This window comes from Massilia orientalis (genome assembly GCF_030411975.2).
GTDB classification, from domain to species: domain Bacteria; phylum Pseudomonadota; class Gammaproteobacteria; order Burkholderiales; family Burkholderiaceae_D; genus Telluria; species Telluria orientalis.
This window is the reverse complement of sequence record NZ_JASNRB020000032.1, coordinates 1-15,227: the sequence shown is the minus strand read 5'-3', so window position 1 is coordinate 15,227 and position 15,227 is coordinate 1. Positions and strand designations below refer to the sequence as shown.

Sequence of the window (15,227 nt, the reverse complement as noted above, 5' to 3'; positions counted from 1 at the left end):
CTACGTCGTCGTGACCGACCCGGCCGGCACGATCAGCAGCGCGAACGCCACCGTGACCGTCACCGACGGCCCGGCCATCGTCACGCAACCGCGCTCGGCCACGATCCTTGCCGGCACCAGCCAGACGCTGGAGGTGGAAGCCACCGGTGCCGGGTTGTCGTACCAGTGGCACAAGGATGGGACGGCGATCGCGGGCGCCACGTCCGCGACGTACGACGCCACCGAAACCGGCACGTACGACGTCGTGGTGACGAACGCCGCCGGCAGCGTGGCGAGCAGTTCGGTGGCCGTCGCCGTCAGCGCCACGCTGGCCGCGCCGGCGATCACCACACAGCCCGCCGCGCAGACCGTCAACTCGGCACGCGCGCCACGTTCACCGTCGGCGCCAGCGGGACCAGCGTCGCGTACCAGTGGTACCGCAACGGCACCGCGATCGCGGGCGCGACCGGCGCGCGCTACACGATCCCGGTCGCGGGCGCGAACGACGCCGGCACCTATACCGTGACGGTGAAAAACACGGCCGGCAGCGTCACCAGCGCCGGCGCGGCGCTCGCCGTCAACGTGCTGGCGGCCGGCACCAACACGGCCGCCGTCGTGAATGCGGCCAACGCCTTCCTGGCCACGCTGTCGGCCGACCAGAAGACCGTCGCGACGTCGACCACGGCGCCGACGACCGTCCTGTTCAACTACGCGCTGGAGAACGCGATCCAGTGGACCAACCTGCCCGGCGACCGCCACGGGCTGCGCCTGAACAGCACGGCCTTGTCGGCGGCGCAGCTGGCCGCCGCGAACGCGCTCGTCGCGCAGGCGCTGAGCGCGACCGGGATCGCGATGATGAACGAACTGCGCGCGGCCGACGACGTGCTCGCGAATGCCCAGGCCAGCGGTACGGGCACAGGCCCCGGCGCCCCGCCCACCGGCACGGATCCGGCTGCAGGCGGGATGCCGCCGACCGGCGCGGACATGGGAACGCCGCCCACCGGCGGCGCCGGCGGGATGGCGGGCGGCTACGGCAGCAACCAGTATTCGATCGCCTTCATCGGCACGCCGTCGAAGACGTCGCCGTGGATGCTGCAACTGGCGGGCCACCACCTCGCGTACAACATCACGTACAACACGGGCAAGGCAAGCGCCACGCCCAACTTCCTCGGCGTCGAACCGCCCAACTGGACGGTCGACGCGAACGGCGCCGTGACCGTGACGGCGGCGGCGGCGTCTCCCGGCACCCGGCACGCCCCGATGGAAGCCCAGCGCAAGGCCGTGTACGACCTGGCCGAGGCGATCCAGTCGGACAGCGCCAGCGCCGCTGCGGCGAAGCTGTCCGGCACGTTCACGGACGTCATCATGGGCGCGTCCGGCAACACGGACGCCAATTTCAAGACCCTGTCCTACCCGACGAGCGGGCGCGGCCTGCAATACGGCGCGATGAAAGCGGCGCAGCAGGCCTACGTGCGGGCGGCGATCGCGGCGTGGGTCGACAACCAGGCGGCGGATGTCGCCAGCGAACTGCGCGCGGCCTACCTGAGCGACGACGCGCTGACGGACACCTGGGTCGCCTACGGCGTCGGCCAGGGCGGCAGGGCCGACTTCGCGGCCTATCCGAACACGGCCGCCACGCCGCTCGCCACGCAACATTCGTACATCCGCATCGACGGTCCGCGCGTGTGGATCGAGTTCGTCGTGCAGCAGGGCGTCCTGTACGGCACCAACATCCACTATCACTCGCTCTGGCGCGACAAGACGGCCGACTATGGCGGCAGTTTCTGAGCGCATGCGCATGCCGTTCGCCGCGTTCCTGCTGGCCTGCGCACTGTGCCTGGCCGGTGCGCAGGCCGGCGCGCACCCGTCGCCATCGTCGCAGGTGTTCCTGACGGTCGGCGCCGACCGCATCCTGGCCGAAGTCACCCTGCCCGTCGACGAGCTGAAACTGGCGTTTCCCGTGCCGCTGCTCGACACGTCGGGCCGCTGGCCGATGGCGAGCGACGCCCGGGTCGCGGCCTACGTGGCGGCCCACCTGCGCCCCGTCGCGCCGGATGGTCGCGCCTGGACGCTGACCGTCACCCGCGTGCGCTGGGAACTGGAACGCCGGCCCGCCGACATCGTGACGGACGTCGTCCTGCGCCCGCCGCCGGGCGCGCCGGCCGGAACGCTCGACCTGGCGTTCGACGCCATCAGCCACCAGGTGCCGAACCACGCGACGCTGGTCGCGCTGCGCGACGGCACGCCGGACTCCAACCCGCGCATGCTCGCGGCCCTCCACTATGGCCAGCACGTGGTGGCCGTCCGCGTCGCCACACCGCAGTGGTGGACGGGATGCGGCGACCTGTTCCGGCTCGGCATGCGCCACATCGCGCAGGGTGCCGATCACCTGCTGTTCCTGCTCACGCTGTTGCTGCCGGCCGCGCTGCGCGCCGACAACGGCCGCTGGACCGGCTACGCCGGCACGCGGCACCTCGTGCGCAGCCTGCTGACGGTCGTCACCGCCTTCACGCTCGGCCATTCGCTGACGCTGGCGCTGGGTGCTGCCGGCCTCGTCGCGTTGCCCTCCCAGATGGTCGAGGTGGCGATCGCGCTGTCGATCCTCGTTTCGGCCGCCCATGCGTGGGGACCGATCTTCCCGCGCCGCGAAGGCTGGATCGCCGGCGCGTTCGGCCTGGTGCACGGCCTCGCGTTCGCGGCGGCGCTGCGCGAGCTGCATCTCGAGGGCATACGGCTCGCGGCAGGGATACTGTCCTTCAACCTCGGTATCGAGGCGGTACAGGCGCTGCTCGTGCTGCTGGTCGCGCCGCTGCTGGTGTTGCTCGCGCGGACGCGCTATCTGGCGCGAACCCGCCAGGCAACATCCATTGTCGCGACGGTCCTGGCGCTGGCGTGGATGTGGGTGCGAATCGCCGGTGTCGTAGTGCCCGGCCTGGCCTGAAACAGATCGTGATATTCATTGGCGAATAGCGCGCGGTACCGGCACGAGGTATCGATTCGACGGATACCTCGTATTGACAAATTCCATGCGGGACAAGTCCAGCGATTGTGCATAATAAATTCAATAACATGCACATCGGAGACCGAGATGATCATACTAAAAGGAATTGTCATCGCCGGCCTTGTCGCCTCGGGCTTGGCTGCCTTGCTGAGCGGTTCCGGTTCGACATCGGGCGCTTCTGCCGGGTATTATCCAGACGCCACCCTGCCGACCTTGTTTCAGCCCATGAGGCAATAAACAGCCGCTGTCCCCGTCCCTTGGCGTCATGAGCACCGGCAGCTTCTCGACTACCCGGTCGGGCAACGGCCGGTACTCGCGATAGCCCGCGATCTGGGCGTCGCGCGCGACCGCGTAATGCGGATCCTCGCGGATGAAATACAGGGCGGTCGCGATCTCGAACAGGTGCCAGCCGTAGCCGGCGCTGACGTCCGGACCGTCCGCTTGCTCTTTTTGCTGGGCGCGCTCGTTCGCTTCTGTCATCGGCAAGACCAGCGCTTCCAGACGACACTACTTACGGTGCGGGAACGCCCTGCACTTTCGGCGCATAGGGCGCGTAGAGGACCGAGCCCGGCCAGGACGGTGTACGCACGTTGTAGCGTGCAGCATCGCTCACGTAATTGGCGCCGTCGTGCCAGTCGCCGCTGCCGGTGTACCGGGCCACAGCCGGGTACGGATATACCGGGCGCGAGGCGGTCTGACTGCCCGAGCTGTCGAGCTTGTAGGTCATGACCGATCCGGGTGCCGTGCCCTGCTCCACCCAGCCGGTGATGTTGGAAACCAGGTCGATGCTGTCGTCACCTTCGCCGCCGCCGCAGTGGCCGACACCCGGCACGAGATACATCCGCGCAAATTCATCGACCGTCGTCTGCCCCATCTGGTTCTGCATTGCTTCGTAGTATAGGATCGTGTACATCGGCGAGATGTGCTGGTCGGCCCAGCCATGCCACAGGATCAGCTTGCCCCCTGCCTTTTTGAACGCGGACAGGTCCGGGTTCGTCGCGTCGTTGAGCGGATGATTCTCTAGCAGGTAAGTACTGTAGAAGCTGCCGTCGGTGTAGCCAAACGTGTCGATGTTCGGCATGGCCGGCGTGCCCGTGAAAATCAGGTTGTAGGCGCCGGTCACGATGTTGTAGCTGAACACGCCCGACTTCACGGGGACGGGCGCGCTCGACGTGCCCGTTCGCGGCACTTCGACACCGACCCAGTTGCCTTCCGAACCCGGCAGCGGGCGGCCGATCTGCATCGGCATCCCGGTCTTCGCGTCGACCGGTCCGCCGTAGATCCTGCCGGCGGCGACCACTTCGGCCTGGGTCAGGCATAGTCCCGTGTCCTGCGCACCGGCGGGGCAAGCGATGGATGCCGGGTCGAAGTTGCAGGCGCGCGGATCCGAGATCAGGCCGTCCGGCGTGTCGGCGCAGGCGGCCAGCACGGCCTTGTGCAGCACGGCGACCTTGTCCGGATAGAGGACCGAATTGCCGGTGCTGTCACCGGTCGTGCTGTTGGCCACCACGCTCCAGCCGTGAAAGACCGAGTTCTGGACCTGGAAGTGGGCGGCGGGTGCGCCGGCGATGATGCCGTTGTAGTCGTTCGGGTAACGCTGCGCCGCCATCAGCGCTTCGCGGCCGCCGTCCGAGCAACCGACGAAGTACGAGAACTTCTGCTCCTGGCCATAATAGGCCTTGATCAGCTTTTTGGCCGCGAGGGTCGTGATGTGTTGACCGCGATAGGCGAAATCGGCCTGCTTCTGTGGATCCGTGATCCAGCCGGCGTCGTTGCCCTGGTGGCCCATGTCGGTTGCCGCGGTTACGAAGCCGCCCTGCTGCACCAACGGGCATTTGTAGCTGAAGCTGAACGAACTTTGCTGGGTCGGGTCGCTGACACTGCCGCAGAGACCACCGCAGCCCAGTTCAGCGAAGCGCTGGGTCCACGTGCTGACCGGCAGCGCGACCTCGAACGTGTTCGCCGGCGCCAGCGTGCCCTTCACGGCGCACATGCTGACGCTGCTGCCGTTGAGCGTCGTGGTGACGACCGTGGCCGAGGTGATCTTGCTGCCCGCACCGCCGATATCGGTCACGTCGACCGCAGCCAGTTGCGTGCAATCGACCACCGGTTTCACGACCGCGAGCGCGGTCGCGGTCGTGGCGACCGGCGCGGTGCCGTCCGGCGCGACGTTGCCGCCGCCATGGCAGGCGGCCAGCAGCGCGGCCGTACCGAGCAGCGATCCTGGCAGAGAAAAACGATGCATGATGTCTCCTTGCTGTTATTAACGGTGAGAGTTCAAAACGAATGCTTGATACCCGCGATGATCCCGTTCTGCGCCATGCCCGCGCCGACGGCGCCGCCGGCGGACAGCGCGACCGCCGCCGTGCCGCTGTTGCTCACATGGCCGATGGCGACGTAGGTCGACGTACGCTTCGAGAGGTCGTAGATCGCGCGCAGCATGGTAAGGGTGCTGTCGTTGCCGCTGTTCTTGTAATCCAGGCGGCCGGCCAGGCCGTCGACCGTCACGGCCGGCGACAGTTTGTAGGCGCCGTCGAAGTAATACAGGTTGCTGCGCGGCGTGGCCGAGGAACCTTCGTTGTCGCGCACGACGGCGCCCGCTGCCAGGCGCCAGGCGTCGAACTTCGTGTAGCCGGCCAGGTGCAGACGGCTGTCCTTCAGGTTGCTTGTCGTGAGGCCGGCCGCGGCGCCCGTGCCGCCGTTCTTGCGGTCGTAGGCGCTCGTGATGCCCCAGGTCGGGGTGTCGTAGCGCAGCATGGCCGACCACTCGCGGCATGCCTGTGCATCGGCCGCCGCCTCGCCTGGGCAATTGGTGCCGCCCGGACCGCCGGCGTTCGACACGTCGCGGCCGAGGCTGTACGTCGCGCCGACCGTCACCGCGCCGAACGTACCTTTATAGGCAAGCGAGTTGTCGGTGCGTCCGTTCGGGATGCCCGCGTCGAGCGAGCCGAGACCGTATTGCGCCGGGCCGATGATCTCCACTTCCGGCATCGAGTTGTACAGCATGTTGTAGTTGCGTCCCAGCGTGACCTGGCCCCAGTTGCCGGCCAGGCCCACCCACGCCTGGCGGCCGAACAGGCGGTTGCCCTGGCCCGTCGTGCCGCTGTCCGTGTAGATGCCCGTCTCCAGCGTGAAGATCGCCTTCAGGCCGCCGCCCAGGTCTTCCGTGCCGCGGAAGCCGATCCGCGACGGGAACATGCCGCCGCCCAGGCTCGGCATCCACGTGCGGCTGTGGCCCGCCGCGTCGGCGTTCGTGTTGTAGTCGATGGCGGTGTCCAGCAGGCCGTACACCGTGACGTTGGTCTGTGCGTGGGCGGCACCGCACACCGCGATGGCGGCGATCGCGATCATCTTCTTCATGAAATCTCCTTGGTTTTTAGTGAATGAATGTTGTGCGTGACGGCGCAGGGGCGAGCGCCGCCCGGGCGGGACGCACGGGGCGTCCGCCTTGCTCGTGTTCAGAGGGAATGGACCTGCCTGTGGCTCAGGACTTCGCGCCGTCCTTGTTCCAGTCGACCGTACTGGCGGCGCCCTTGCCGGCGACCGAATACAGGGCCTTGGTGTTGCGGGTCTTCTGGAAGTCTTCCAGCGACTCGCCGCGCATGGCGGCATAAATGTGCAGGTTCGACACACCGACGACGGCACCCAGCTTCTCCAGCAGGAAGAAAATGACGCCGTGCTGGATCATGCCGCGCCAGTCGCGCCGCGTGATCAGGTCGCGTTCCTGCGCCGTCAGGCCCGCTTCCTCGTAGGTCGCGTCCGGATCGGCCAGGAAGCGCGCACGGAAGTCCGGCTGGATCAACTGGTGCAGGTAGCGGTTGATGCGGTAGTGCGCCACGCTGCGTTCCAGCGTGAACGGATACGTACCCTCGAGTTCCCCGGCGCCGGCCGTCTGGTGGCCGATGTGCGCCAGGTGCTCCGCGTTGGCGCGGGCCTGGCGCGCCGGGTCGACGGCGACATCGCTTTCGTACACGGCGACCGCGATGCCCGTCATCGACGGCAGGTAGTATTCCCGGTGCAGGCAGTTGATACGGGCCGGCATCGCGCCGCGCATGATCATCCACATGATGATCTCGGCGCCTTCCCAGCCGCCCAGCTTGGCCAGCTCGGCCTGCGTCATGTTCAGGATGACCTCGGGATCCTTCTCGAACAGGTCGAGGAACTCGTTGTCCCAGGACGTGTTGTTGAAGCCGCAGCGCTCGCCGTGCACCTGGTGCGACAGGCCGCCGGTCGCGACGATGGCCACCTTCAGGTCGTCGTCTGGATAGCTCTCGATGGCGCGGCGCAGGGCCTGGCCCAGCTTGAAGCAGCGGCGCGCGGACGGCACGGGGAACTGCAGCACGCCGCATTGCAGCGGCACGATCGCGCCGGGCCAGCCGCCCTCCGCCTTCTGCGGCCACATGATCGACAGCGGCGAGAAGCAGCCGTGATCGAGCGGCTTGCCCTGGAAGAAGGACATGTCGAATTCGTCCGCGACGAGCGACTGGCCGATGTGCCGCGCCAGCGCGGCATGGCCGCCCACGGCCGGCAGGTCGCGCGCCCCGCCGCCCTCGTCGGCTGGACGCCATTCGTCGCCGATGCCGAGCGCGAACGCCGAGTAGTGATCGAAGAAGAACGAGGTCACGTGGTCGTTGTACACCACCAGCAGCACGTCCGGCTTCTTGTCGTCGAGCCACTGGCGCACCGGCTCGTACGCCTTGAAGATCGGTGCCCAGACGGCGTCGTTCTGCTTGTTGGCGTCCAGGGCGAAGCCGATGGTCGGGGTGTGCGAGGAGGCGATTGCGCCGATGATCCTGGCCATGATATTTCCTTATGCGGTTGCCGGTACGGCGCGGGCCGCGAACCGGGTGAAGACGATGGACAGCGCCGCGAGCGTGGCCGGAATGGCGAGGATCGCGATTACCGCCGAGAAGCCCCAGCCCAGCGACAGCAGGATGCCGCCGGCGGCCGAACCGAAGATGCTGCCGAAGCGGCCGATGCCCTGCATCCAGCTGACGCCCGTGGCACGGACGGCCGTCGGATAGCATTGCGGGGCGAAGGCGTTCAGGCCCGTCTGGGCGCCGCTCATGCAGAAGCCCGCCAACAGCACGAGGATACCGAAGGAAGCCGATTCGACGCCGCTCGACGCGACGGTCAGGATGAACGCGGCGCCGCCCACGTAGGTTGCGGCGATGACCTTGTTCGGCGTCCAGCGGTCCATCAGCCAGCCGACGAACAGTGCGCCCACGGTACCGCCGAGCTGGAACATCGCCGTGATATTGGCGGCGCGCTCGATCGGCAGGCCCGCTTCCTTGATGAGCGTTGGCAGCCAGCCGGACAGCAGGTAGATGACCAGCAGGCCCATGAAATACGTGGCCCACAGCGACAGCGTGATGCCGCGGAAGGCGGGTGCCAGCAGCGCGCCGACCTTGGCCTTGCCCTCGACCTTTTGTTCGCTGATCGTGAACGCGGCGCCCGCCGGCACCTCGCCGCCCACGACGCGCTTCAGGGTCGCCGCGATGCGTCCTGCCGGGTATTTGTTGACGACGAGGAAGCGCACCGATTCCGGCACGAGGAAGATGTAGAACGGCAGGCAGGCGAGCGGGATCGCGCCGCCGGCGACCAGCACCATGCGCCAGCCGTACTGCGGCAGCAGCGCGGCCGCGCCGAAGCCGACGAGGGCCGAGCCGAGATTAAAGCCCGTGAACATGATGGCGAGCAGCGTGCTGCGGCGCGCCTCCGGCACGTATTCCGACAGCAGGGTCGTCGTGTTGGGCATGGCGGCGCCGAGACCGAGACCGGTCAGGAAGCGCAGCGCGGACAGCGACACGACGTCGTTCGCCTGCGACGCCAGCACGCTGAACAGGCCGAACCAGGCCACGGCGACCATCAGCAGGCGCTTGCGGCCGTAGCGGTCGGACAGCGGGCCGATCATCAGCGCGCCGATGGCCAGGCCGATGGGCGCGGCACTCATCACCACGCCGAACGCCGCTTTCGAGATGCCCCACTCCTTCGTGATGGCCGGCGCGAGGAAGCCCATGATGGCGACGTCGATGCCGTCCGTGGTGATGATGAGGAAGCAGAGGAAAAGCAAGAGCCACTGGTAGCCGGACATCTTGCGGCCATTGATGTGTGTCCGCACATCGAGGGTGTGTGCCGTATTCATTAAGTCTCCTGGTCAGATACGCTGTTATGGACTGCCGGTGCCGACCGTGTCTACAGCCGTAGAATCGCGGCACCATCAGTTTTCCAGTGTACGTTTTGACTTGCCTTAATGTATTGCTTTCAGCTACGCCAGCGTTGCAATCTGCTTATTGACCATGTCAGCGCCAGGAAGCGCCAAGTCTCTGCAATTCCTCGATCAGTGCGCGCGCGCCGGGCGACAGGTGCGCCCCGCGCCGCGTGGTGATGCCGATGTCGCGCTCCATGCCCTGCAGCGCGAAAGGCAGTTCGACCAGCTGGCGGGTACGGATTTCGTGGTACAGCTGGTGCACGGAGAGCGCCGTCAGCATGTCGCTCGCCAATAACAAACCCCGCACGAGGGCAAGATCCCCCGTCTCCACCACGGGCGCCGGCGGCGTGACACCGGCGTCCTCGTAGAAGCGACAAAACTGTTCGCGCAACGGCGTCCCTGCGCGCGACAGGACCCACGGGTAGCGCTCGAGGTCGTGCACGGTGACCCGTTTCTGGCCCGCGAGCGGGTGATCCGCGCGCGCCACCAGTGCGACCTTGTCTTCGAACAGTTTTTCCGCGACGAATGCGACGCCCGACGACGGGCGCAGCGCGCCAAGAATGAAATCGATGCGTCCGCTCAACAAACCGGCCGTCAGTTCGTCATAAGGACTTTCGAGCGAACGGATGACGAGGTGCGGGTGTTTGGCCTGTACCGCTGCGATCGCGAGCGGCAGGAATTGCGAGCGCGCCAGCGGCAGCGCACCGATCGTGACGACGCCGCGCACGACGCCGGCCAGCGCCGCGATATCCTCCGGGATATGGCGTAGTTCGGCCAGCACCCGTTCGAACCGTTCGATCCAGCGCCGTCCGGCGTCGGTCGGCAACATGCCGTGCGCGGTGCGCAGGAACAGCGGCTGGCCGAGCATGTCCTCTAGGTGGGTGATCGCCTGGCTGATGGCGGACTGCGACGCCCCCAGCGCGCGCGCAACGCCAGGCATGTAGTGCGCCTCGGCCAGCAAGGCCGCCGCCTGCAGCCTGCGCTCGTTCAGCAGGGCCTCGATGCTTCCCACCTTGCCGCCCACCTTGCCGTCCGTCCGCTCGCCGCCGCGTCCGCTCATGCGCAGCGCGTCTTCACGCACCTCGTGCAGCTCGGCTTCGATGCGGTCGGCACGCAACCGGACCGTCTCGCCGGCGCTCGTGAGCAGCATGCCGCGACCTTTCCGTTCAAACAACCGAACATTCAATCCTGCTTCCAGCGCGGCCACGGAACGGGCCACTGCGGACGAGGCGCGGAACAGGCTTTCCGAGGAGCGGCGGATGCCGCCGGCGGCGGCGACGGCACTGAAGGCGTGGAGATGGCGCAGGCTGACGAGAGACATGGTGCCCCGCCCTTTCTGGAGTTCGCAATAAGCAGATTAGAACAAACTCGCCCCCACAAAGCAACCATGCCGGCCCGGCCGGCGCAGATACTGGCGGCATAACAATGAATAGATCGATCCTCACCATGACCACGCATGACCACTCCGACCTGGTGCCCGTGCCCTGCATCCTGATGCGCGGCGGGACATCCCGCGGCCCCTTCTTTCTCGAGTCCGAACTGCCCTCCGATCCGGCCCTGCGCGACCGTTTCCTGCTCGCGGCCATGGGGTCGCCCGACAAGCGCCAGATCGATGGCCTGGGCGGTGCGCATCCGCTCACGAGCAAGGTCGGCATCGTGCGCCGCAGCGAAACCCCCGGCGTCGACCTCGACTTCCTGTTCGCCCAACTGCAACCGGACAAGGACACCGTCGACACGTCGCCCAACTGCGGCAACATGCTCGCTGCCGTGCTGCCCTTCGCGCTCGAACGCGGCCTGCTGCCGGTGCGCCAGGGCGCAACCACGGCGCGTGTCCTGACGCTGAACACGGGCATGCAGTGCGACGTCACGGTGCAGACGCCCGGAGGCCGCCTGCAGTACACGGGAGAAGCGCGCATCGATGGCGTGCCGGGAACGGCGGCGCCGATCACGATCGATTTCCTCGACACGGCCGGATCGGTCTGCCCGTCGCTGCTGCCCAGCGGACGCGTGCTGGACCGCATCGACGTGCCCGGCGCCGCACCGTTCGCCATCGAAGCGACGCTGATCGACAACGGCATGCCGATGGTGCTCGTGCGTGCGGCCGACCTCGGCGTGACCGGTTACGAAGATGTGGCCGATCTCAACGCGAACACGATGCTGAAGGCGAAGCTGGAAGCCCTGCGCCTGGCCGTCGGCCCGGTCATGGGCCTGGGCGACGTGACGAATAAAAACTACCCGAAGATGTGCCTCGTCGCGGCCCCGCGCGCGGGCGGCAGCATCGCCACCCGCTGTTTTATCCCGCACGTGTGCCACGAGGCGATCGGGGTGCTCGCGGCCGTCACCGTCGCCACCGCGTGCGTGCTGGGAGATTCCGTCACGGCAGGCATCGCCAGCGTGCCGGCGGGCCTCGTCAAGACGGTCTCGGTCGAGCATCCGACCGGCGAATTCAGCGTCGAGCTGGAACTCGACAAGGACAATCCGCAACAGGTGATTCGTGCCGCCCTGCTGCGCACCGCGCGCCCCATCATGCGCGGCGAAGTACTGGTATCGCAAGACATCTGGAGAGGAGAATAAAATGCGCAAGCCCCTGGTCATCGACTGCCACGGCCACTACACGACGGCGCCGAAAGCGCTGGAAAACTGGCGCAACGCGCAGATCGCCAACCTGAACACGCCCGAACTGGGCCCACGCGTTTCCGACCTGAAGATCAGCGACGACGAGCTGCGCGAGTCGATCGAAACGAACCAGCTGCGCCTGATGCGCGAACGCGGCTCCGACCTGACGATCTTTTCGCCGCGCGCCAGCTTCATGGCACACCACATCGGCGACTTCGAGACGAGCGCCACGTGGGCCGCGATCTGCAACGAGTTGTGCTGGCGCGTGTCGCAACTGTTCCCGGATCACTTCATCGGCGCGGCCATGCTGCCGCAGTCGCCCGGCGCCGACCCACGTACCTGCATCCCCGAGCTGGAGCGTTGCGTGAAGGAATACGGCATGGTCGGCATCAACCTGAACCCTGACCCGTCGGGCGGCCACTGGACGTCTCCGCCGCTGTCCGACCGCCACTGGTATCCGATCTACGAAAAGATGATCGAGTACGACATCCCGGCGATGATCCACGTGTCGACGAGCTGCAACCCGTGCTTCCACACGACGGGTTCGCATTACCTGAACGCCGACACGACCGCGTTCATGCAATGCCTGACGAGCGATTTGTTCAAGGATTTCCCGACCCTGAAATTCCTGATCCCGCACGGGGGCGGTGCGGTGCCTTACCACTGGGGCCGCTTCCGCGGCCTGGCGCAGGAAATGAAAAAGCCGCTGCTGCAGGATCACCTGCTGAATAACATTTACTTCGACACCTGCGTGTACCACCAGCCGGGCATCGACCTGCTCACGAAGGCCATCCCGACGAAAAACGTACTGTTCGCCTCCGAGATGATCGGCGCCGTGCGCGGCATCGATCCGGAAACAGGCCATTACTACGACGACACGAAGCGCTACATCGAGGCCGCGGCACTCTCCGGCGAGGACCGCTTCCAGATTTTCGAAGGCAACGCCCGCCGTGTCTTCGCCCGCCTCGACGCCGCCCTGACACTGAAAGGATTTTAAGATGACCACGCCATTGATGAACCAACTGGGCATCGTCAAACGCAACATCGAACGCGCCGACCGCGCGGCGGCCGAACGCCTCGGCAAACTGGGCAGTGCGACCGTGCACGAAGCCATGGGCCGCGTGGGCCTGCTGAAACCGTACATGCGCCCGATCTTCCCCGACCAGCAGGTGTCCGGCACGGCCGTGACAGTGCTGCTGCACCCGGGCGACAATTGGATGATGCACGTGGCGGCCGAGCAGATCCAGCCGGGCGACATCGTCGTCGCGGCCATCACGGCCGAATGCACGGACGGCTATTTCGGCGACTTGCTTGCCACGAGCTTCATGGCACGCGGCGCGAAAGCGCTCATCATCGACGCCGGCGTGCGCGATGTGCGCGTGTTGAAAGAGATGGGTTTTCCGGTCTGGAGCAAAGCGATCAGCGCCAAGGGCACGATCAAGGCGACGCTCGGCTCCGTGAACATCCCGGTGCTCTGCGCCGGCGCGCTCGTGAATCCTGGCGACGTGATCGTGGCCGATGACGACGGCGTCGTCGTCGTGCCGGCGCTCGATGCCGCGCGCGTCGCCGATGTCGCCGAGAAACGCGAATCGCTCGAGGGAGAGAAGCGCGCGACGCTGGCGTCGGGCGTGCTGGGCCTGGACATGTACAGGATGCGCGAACCGCTGGCGGCTGCCAGTCTCAGATACATCGATTGATCCGCCAGTAAATTATGTTGCCTTTGAATAACTGACATCAGTAATCGTCATTGGCGTTTGCTGACGCAGCGCAGCATAATGACCTTGTCTCCTCTATTTTCCTCAAGAAAGTAGATTCAGCCCGCCCATGAGCGGGCTTTTTTTTGCGCAGTTCCGAATGCTAGAACGCATGCGCCAGCCCCATGCCAAATGACGTACGCGCATCCGTCGTCGCGGCACGCTTGTTGCCCAGGCTCGCATACAAGGTGGTGCGCCGGGACAAGACATAGTCCGCGCCGATCGACGTGAAATGGTTGACGTCCGCATTCAGGCGCTGGCGGCCGTAACCGGCCTTCAGCGTCACGCGCCCTGCCCGGCATGTCGCGTCGAGCGTGGCAGCGCGTGATTGTCCGCCGAGGTCGAACGTGCGGCTGTAGTCGTAGGCCGCCATCACCGCGATGGCGCCTACGGTGTATTTGGCCGCCACGAACGTGTCCTTGTCGCCTGCGCTGTTGCGCTCGAACGCGGCCATGGTCGACACCGGCCCGTGCGCATACTCGAGCACGGCAGAATACGGCAGGCCCGAAGCGCCCGGTTCATGCTCGCGCTCGAACGACCCGCTCAGGCGTAGCGTGAAGCCCTTTACCAGCGGCGAATCGTATTACGGCCATGTGGGCCGACAATCACGTGATGGTGCTGCTGAAAGGCGGCACGTCCGACGCGCGCAGCCGCCATGCGGCGCTGGCCTTCCTCAAGTTCCTGTACGACGAAGGCGGCGTGTGGTCGCGCACGGGCCAGCTGCCGACACGCCGCTCGTTGGTCGAATCGCCGTCGTTCACGCGGCTGCCGCTGCGCAGCGAGATTGCCGCCATCTCGCGCGACAGCATGGCGCTGGCAGGCGAGGACGGAAGCCGAATCCGTCTAGACGGCTTTGCAGGCCGTTTTGGCTCTTACGAATCAAGAAGTTAGCTCTGCATCGCACTTTGCACCGCATGAGGTTGCTGGAGCATATCCATCAAAAGCCGACTAGCGAACTCTGCAGTTTGGTCGCACTCGTTGAGTGCAGTCCGCTTTCGCCCCCAAAGCAGACGTTGGCCATTCCTGTTTATTAGGCCTTCAAACGCAGCGCGTCCAGTACAAGCAAAAACGCCGGCGACGCATTGCGCCGGCTTGGATAGTACAAGTGGTAGCCCGGATAGGTTGGGCGCCAATCCTCGAGCACCTGCACCAAGTGGCCGGCTTCGATGTGCTGGTCGGCTACGTCTTGGGGGATGTAGGCCAAACCATAGCCTTCCAGCGCAGCTGTCACGATTTCCGGCGAGGTATTCAGGATGACCTGGCCTTGTACACGTACGCTCAGCTCCTGGCCTTCTTTCTCGAACTCCCATGCATATAGCCCGCCGTGTGTCGGCAGCCGCAAGTTGATGCAACTATGTTCCGTTAGGTCTTGCGGGACCACCGGCACCTCCCGCGCAGCGAAATAGGACGGTGAGCCGACCACGGTCATGTTGAAATCCGGGCTGATGCGCATCGCAATCATGTCCTTGGCCACTTGGTCGCCCACGCGCACGCCCGCATCCAGTCGTTCGGCTGAATCGCCACGACTATCGTAGACACTCCTGAGCCATAATGTTGGGCACAAGGAGAAGGTATGAGCGGAAAGCGGCACACAGAGGAATTCAAGATCGCGGCGGTCAAGCAAGTGGCGGAGCGTGGCCACCCGGCGAGCGAAGTAGCTGCGCGC

Annotated in this window: 16 protein-coding genes; 7 read left to right on the top strand and 9 right to left on the bottom strand. The window is 66.2% G+C overall.

Annotated features, from left to right (window positions below; all coding sequences use genetic code 11):
• Complete coding sequence (locus QPK29_RS30325) at positions 1-330, bottom strand: hypothetical protein (protein WP_371771145.1); 330 nt, start codon at positions 328-330, stop codon at positions 1-3.
• Positions 331-501: 171 nt separating this feature from the next.
• Here QPK29_RS30325 and QPK29_RS30320 point away from each other — a divergent pair, with 171 nt between their 5' ends.
• Positions 502-1,767, top strand: a complete 1,266-nt coding sequence (locus QPK29_RS30320; protein WP_371771144.1) for a DUF3500 domain-containing protein — start codon at positions 502-504, stop codon at positions 1,765-1,767.
• On the top strand, positions 1,751-2,920 hold the full coding sequence (locus tag QPK29_RS30315) for a HupE/UreJ family protein (RefSeq protein ID WP_371771143.1): 1,170 nt from the start codon (positions 1,751-1,753) through the stop codon (positions 2,918-2,920). The genes QPK29_RS30320 and QPK29_RS30315 overlap by 17 nt, the downstream gene beginning before the upstream one ends.
• A gap of 156 nt (positions 2,921-3,076) precedes the next feature.
• Here the strand turns inward: QPK29_RS30315 and QPK29_RS30310 are convergent, their stop codons facing one another.
• The 6 genes from QPK29_RS30310 to QPK29_RS30285 form a co-directional block, all read right to left on the bottom strand.
• Positions 3,077-3,460 (bottom strand): hypothetical protein, encoded by a 384-nt coding sequence (locus QPK29_RS30310; protein WP_371771142.1) that lies wholly within the window; start codon positions 3,458-3,460, stop codon positions 3,077-3,079.
• Between the two features lie 31 nt (positions 3,461-3,491).
• Positions 3,492-5,225 (bottom strand): tannase/feruloyl esterase family alpha/beta hydrolase, encoded by a 1,734-nt coding sequence (locus QPK29_RS30305; protein ID WP_371771141.1) that lies wholly within the window; start codon positions 5,223-5,225, stop codon positions 3,492-3,494.
• Between the two features lie 32 nt (positions 5,226-5,257).
• The gene (locus QPK29_RS30300) at positions 5,258-6,340 is read right to left on the bottom strand and encodes a porin (RefSeq protein WP_371771140.1); all 1,083 of its coding nucleotides are present in this window, start codon (positions 6,338-6,340) and stop codon (positions 5,258-5,260) included.
• A gap of 124 nt (positions 6,341-6,464) precedes the next feature.
• Positions 6,465-7,781, bottom strand: a complete 1,317-nt coding sequence (locus tag QPK29_RS30295; protein WP_371771139.1) for a gallate dioxygenase — start codon at positions 7,779-7,781, stop codon at positions 6,465-6,467.
• 9 nt (positions 7,782-7,790) lie between these two features.
• Complete coding sequence (locus QPK29_RS30290; RefSeq protein ID WP_371771138.1) at positions 7,791-9,125, bottom strand: MFS transporter; 1,335 nt, start codon at positions 9,123-9,125, stop codon at positions 7,791-7,793.
• 157 nt (positions 9,126-9,282) lie between these two features.
• Positions 9,283-10,512, bottom strand: a complete 1,230-nt coding sequence (locus QPK29_RS30285) for a LysR family transcriptional regulator (RefSeq protein ID WP_371771137.1) — start codon at positions 10,510-10,512, stop codon at positions 9,283-9,285.
• A gap of 125 nt (positions 10,513-10,637) precedes the next feature.
• On the opposite strand from QPK29_RS30285, the gene QPK29_RS30280 reads away from it, so the two are divergent.
• From QPK29_RS30280 to ligK, 3 genes are read left to right on the top strand one after another with little or no spacing between them, the layout of a single operon-like run.
• Positions 10,638-11,765: a 4-oxalomesaconate tautomerase gene (locus tag QPK29_RS30280; protein WP_371771136.1), complete on the top strand. Its 1,128-nt coding sequence runs from the start codon at positions 10,638-10,640 to the stop codon at positions 11,763-11,765.
• A 13-nt stretch (positions 11,766-11,778) separates the two neighbouring features.
• Entirely contained in the window at positions 11,779-12,804 is a 1,026-nt protein-coding gene (locus tag QPK29_RS30275) for an amidohydrolase family protein (RefSeq protein WP_371771270.1), read from the top strand.
• A gap of 16 nt (positions 12,805-12,820) precedes the next feature.
• Positions 12,821-13,504: a 4-carboxy-4-hydroxy-2-oxoadipate aldolase/oxaloacetate decarboxylase gene (ligK, locus tag QPK29_RS30270; RefSeq protein ID WP_371771269.1), complete on the top strand. Its 684-nt coding sequence runs from the start codon at positions 12,821-12,823 to the stop codon at positions 13,502-13,504.
• A gap of 160 nt (positions 13,505-13,664) precedes the next feature.
• On the opposite strand, the gene QPK29_RS30265 is transcribed toward ligK, so the two are convergent.
• On the bottom strand, positions 13,665-14,132 hold the full coding sequence (locus tag QPK29_RS30265) for a porin (RefSeq protein WP_371771268.1): 468 nt from the start codon (positions 14,130-14,132) through the stop codon (positions 13,665-13,667).
• 20 nt (positions 14,133-14,152) lie between these two features.
• Here QPK29_RS30265 and QPK29_RS30260 point away from each other — a divergent pair, with 20 nt between their 5' ends.
• On the top strand, positions 14,153-14,452 hold the full coding sequence (locus QPK29_RS30260) for a hypothetical protein (RefSeq protein ID WP_371771135.1): 300 nt from the start codon (positions 14,153-14,155) through the stop codon (positions 14,450-14,452).
• A 139-nt stretch (positions 14,453-14,591) separates the two neighbouring features.
• Here QPK29_RS30260 and QPK29_RS30255 read toward each other — a convergent pair whose 3' ends face one another.
• Positions 14,592-15,152, bottom strand: coding sequence for a LysR substrate-binding domain-containing protein (locus QPK29_RS30255; protein ID WP_400189896.1), 561 nt, complete (start codon positions 15,150-15,152; stop codon positions 14,592-14,594).
• Between QPK29_RS30255 and QPK29_RS30250 the strand changes: the two genes are divergently transcribed.
• The coding region (locus QPK29_RS30250; protein WP_400189898.1) for a transposase at positions 15,135-15,227 on the top strand (93 nt) is incomplete at its 3' end. The genes QPK29_RS30255 and QPK29_RS30250 overlap by 18 nt on opposite strands.

Bases quoted from the DNA above. Each gene is read 5' to 3' on its own strand.
- QPK29_RS30315 (WP_371771143.1), top strand. From the start codon at position 1,751: ATGGCGGCAGTTTCTGAGCGCATGCGCATGCCGTTCGCCGCGTTCCTG.
- QPK29_RS30310 (WP_371771142.1), bottom strand. From the start codon at position 3,460: ATGACAGAAGCGAACGAGCGCGCCCAGCAAAAAGAGCAAGCGGACGGT.
- QPK29_RS30305 (WP_371771141.1), bottom strand. From the start codon at position 5,225: ATGCATCGTTTTTCTCTGCCAGGATCGCTGCTCGGTACGGCCGCGCTG.
- QPK29_RS30300 (WP_371771140.1), bottom strand. From the start codon at position 6,340: ATGAAGAAGATGATCGCGATCGCCGCCATCGCGGTGTGCGGTGCCGCC.
- QPK29_RS30295 (WP_371771139.1), bottom strand. From the start codon at position 7,781: ATGGCCAGGATCATCGGCGCAATCGCCTCCTCGCACACCCCGACCATC.
- QPK29_RS30290 (WP_371771138.1), bottom strand. From the start codon at position 9,125: ATGAATACGGCACACACCCTCGATGTGCGGACACACATCAATGGCCGC.
- QPK29_RS30285 (WP_371771137.1), bottom strand. From the start codon at position 10,512: ATGTCTCTCGTCAGCCTGCGCCATCTCCACGCCTTCAGTGCCGTCGCC.
- QPK29_RS30280 (WP_371771136.1), top strand. From the start codon at position 10,638: ATGACCACGCATGACCACTCCGACCTGGTGCCCGTGCCCTGCATCCTG.
- ligK (WP_371771269.1), top strand. From the start codon at position 12,821: ATGAACCAACTGGGCATCGTCAAACGCAACATCGAACGCGCCGACCGC.
- QPK29_RS30260 (WP_371771135.1), top strand. From the start codon at position 14,153: ATGTGGGCCGACAATCACGTGATGGTGCTGCTGAAAGGCGGCACGTCC.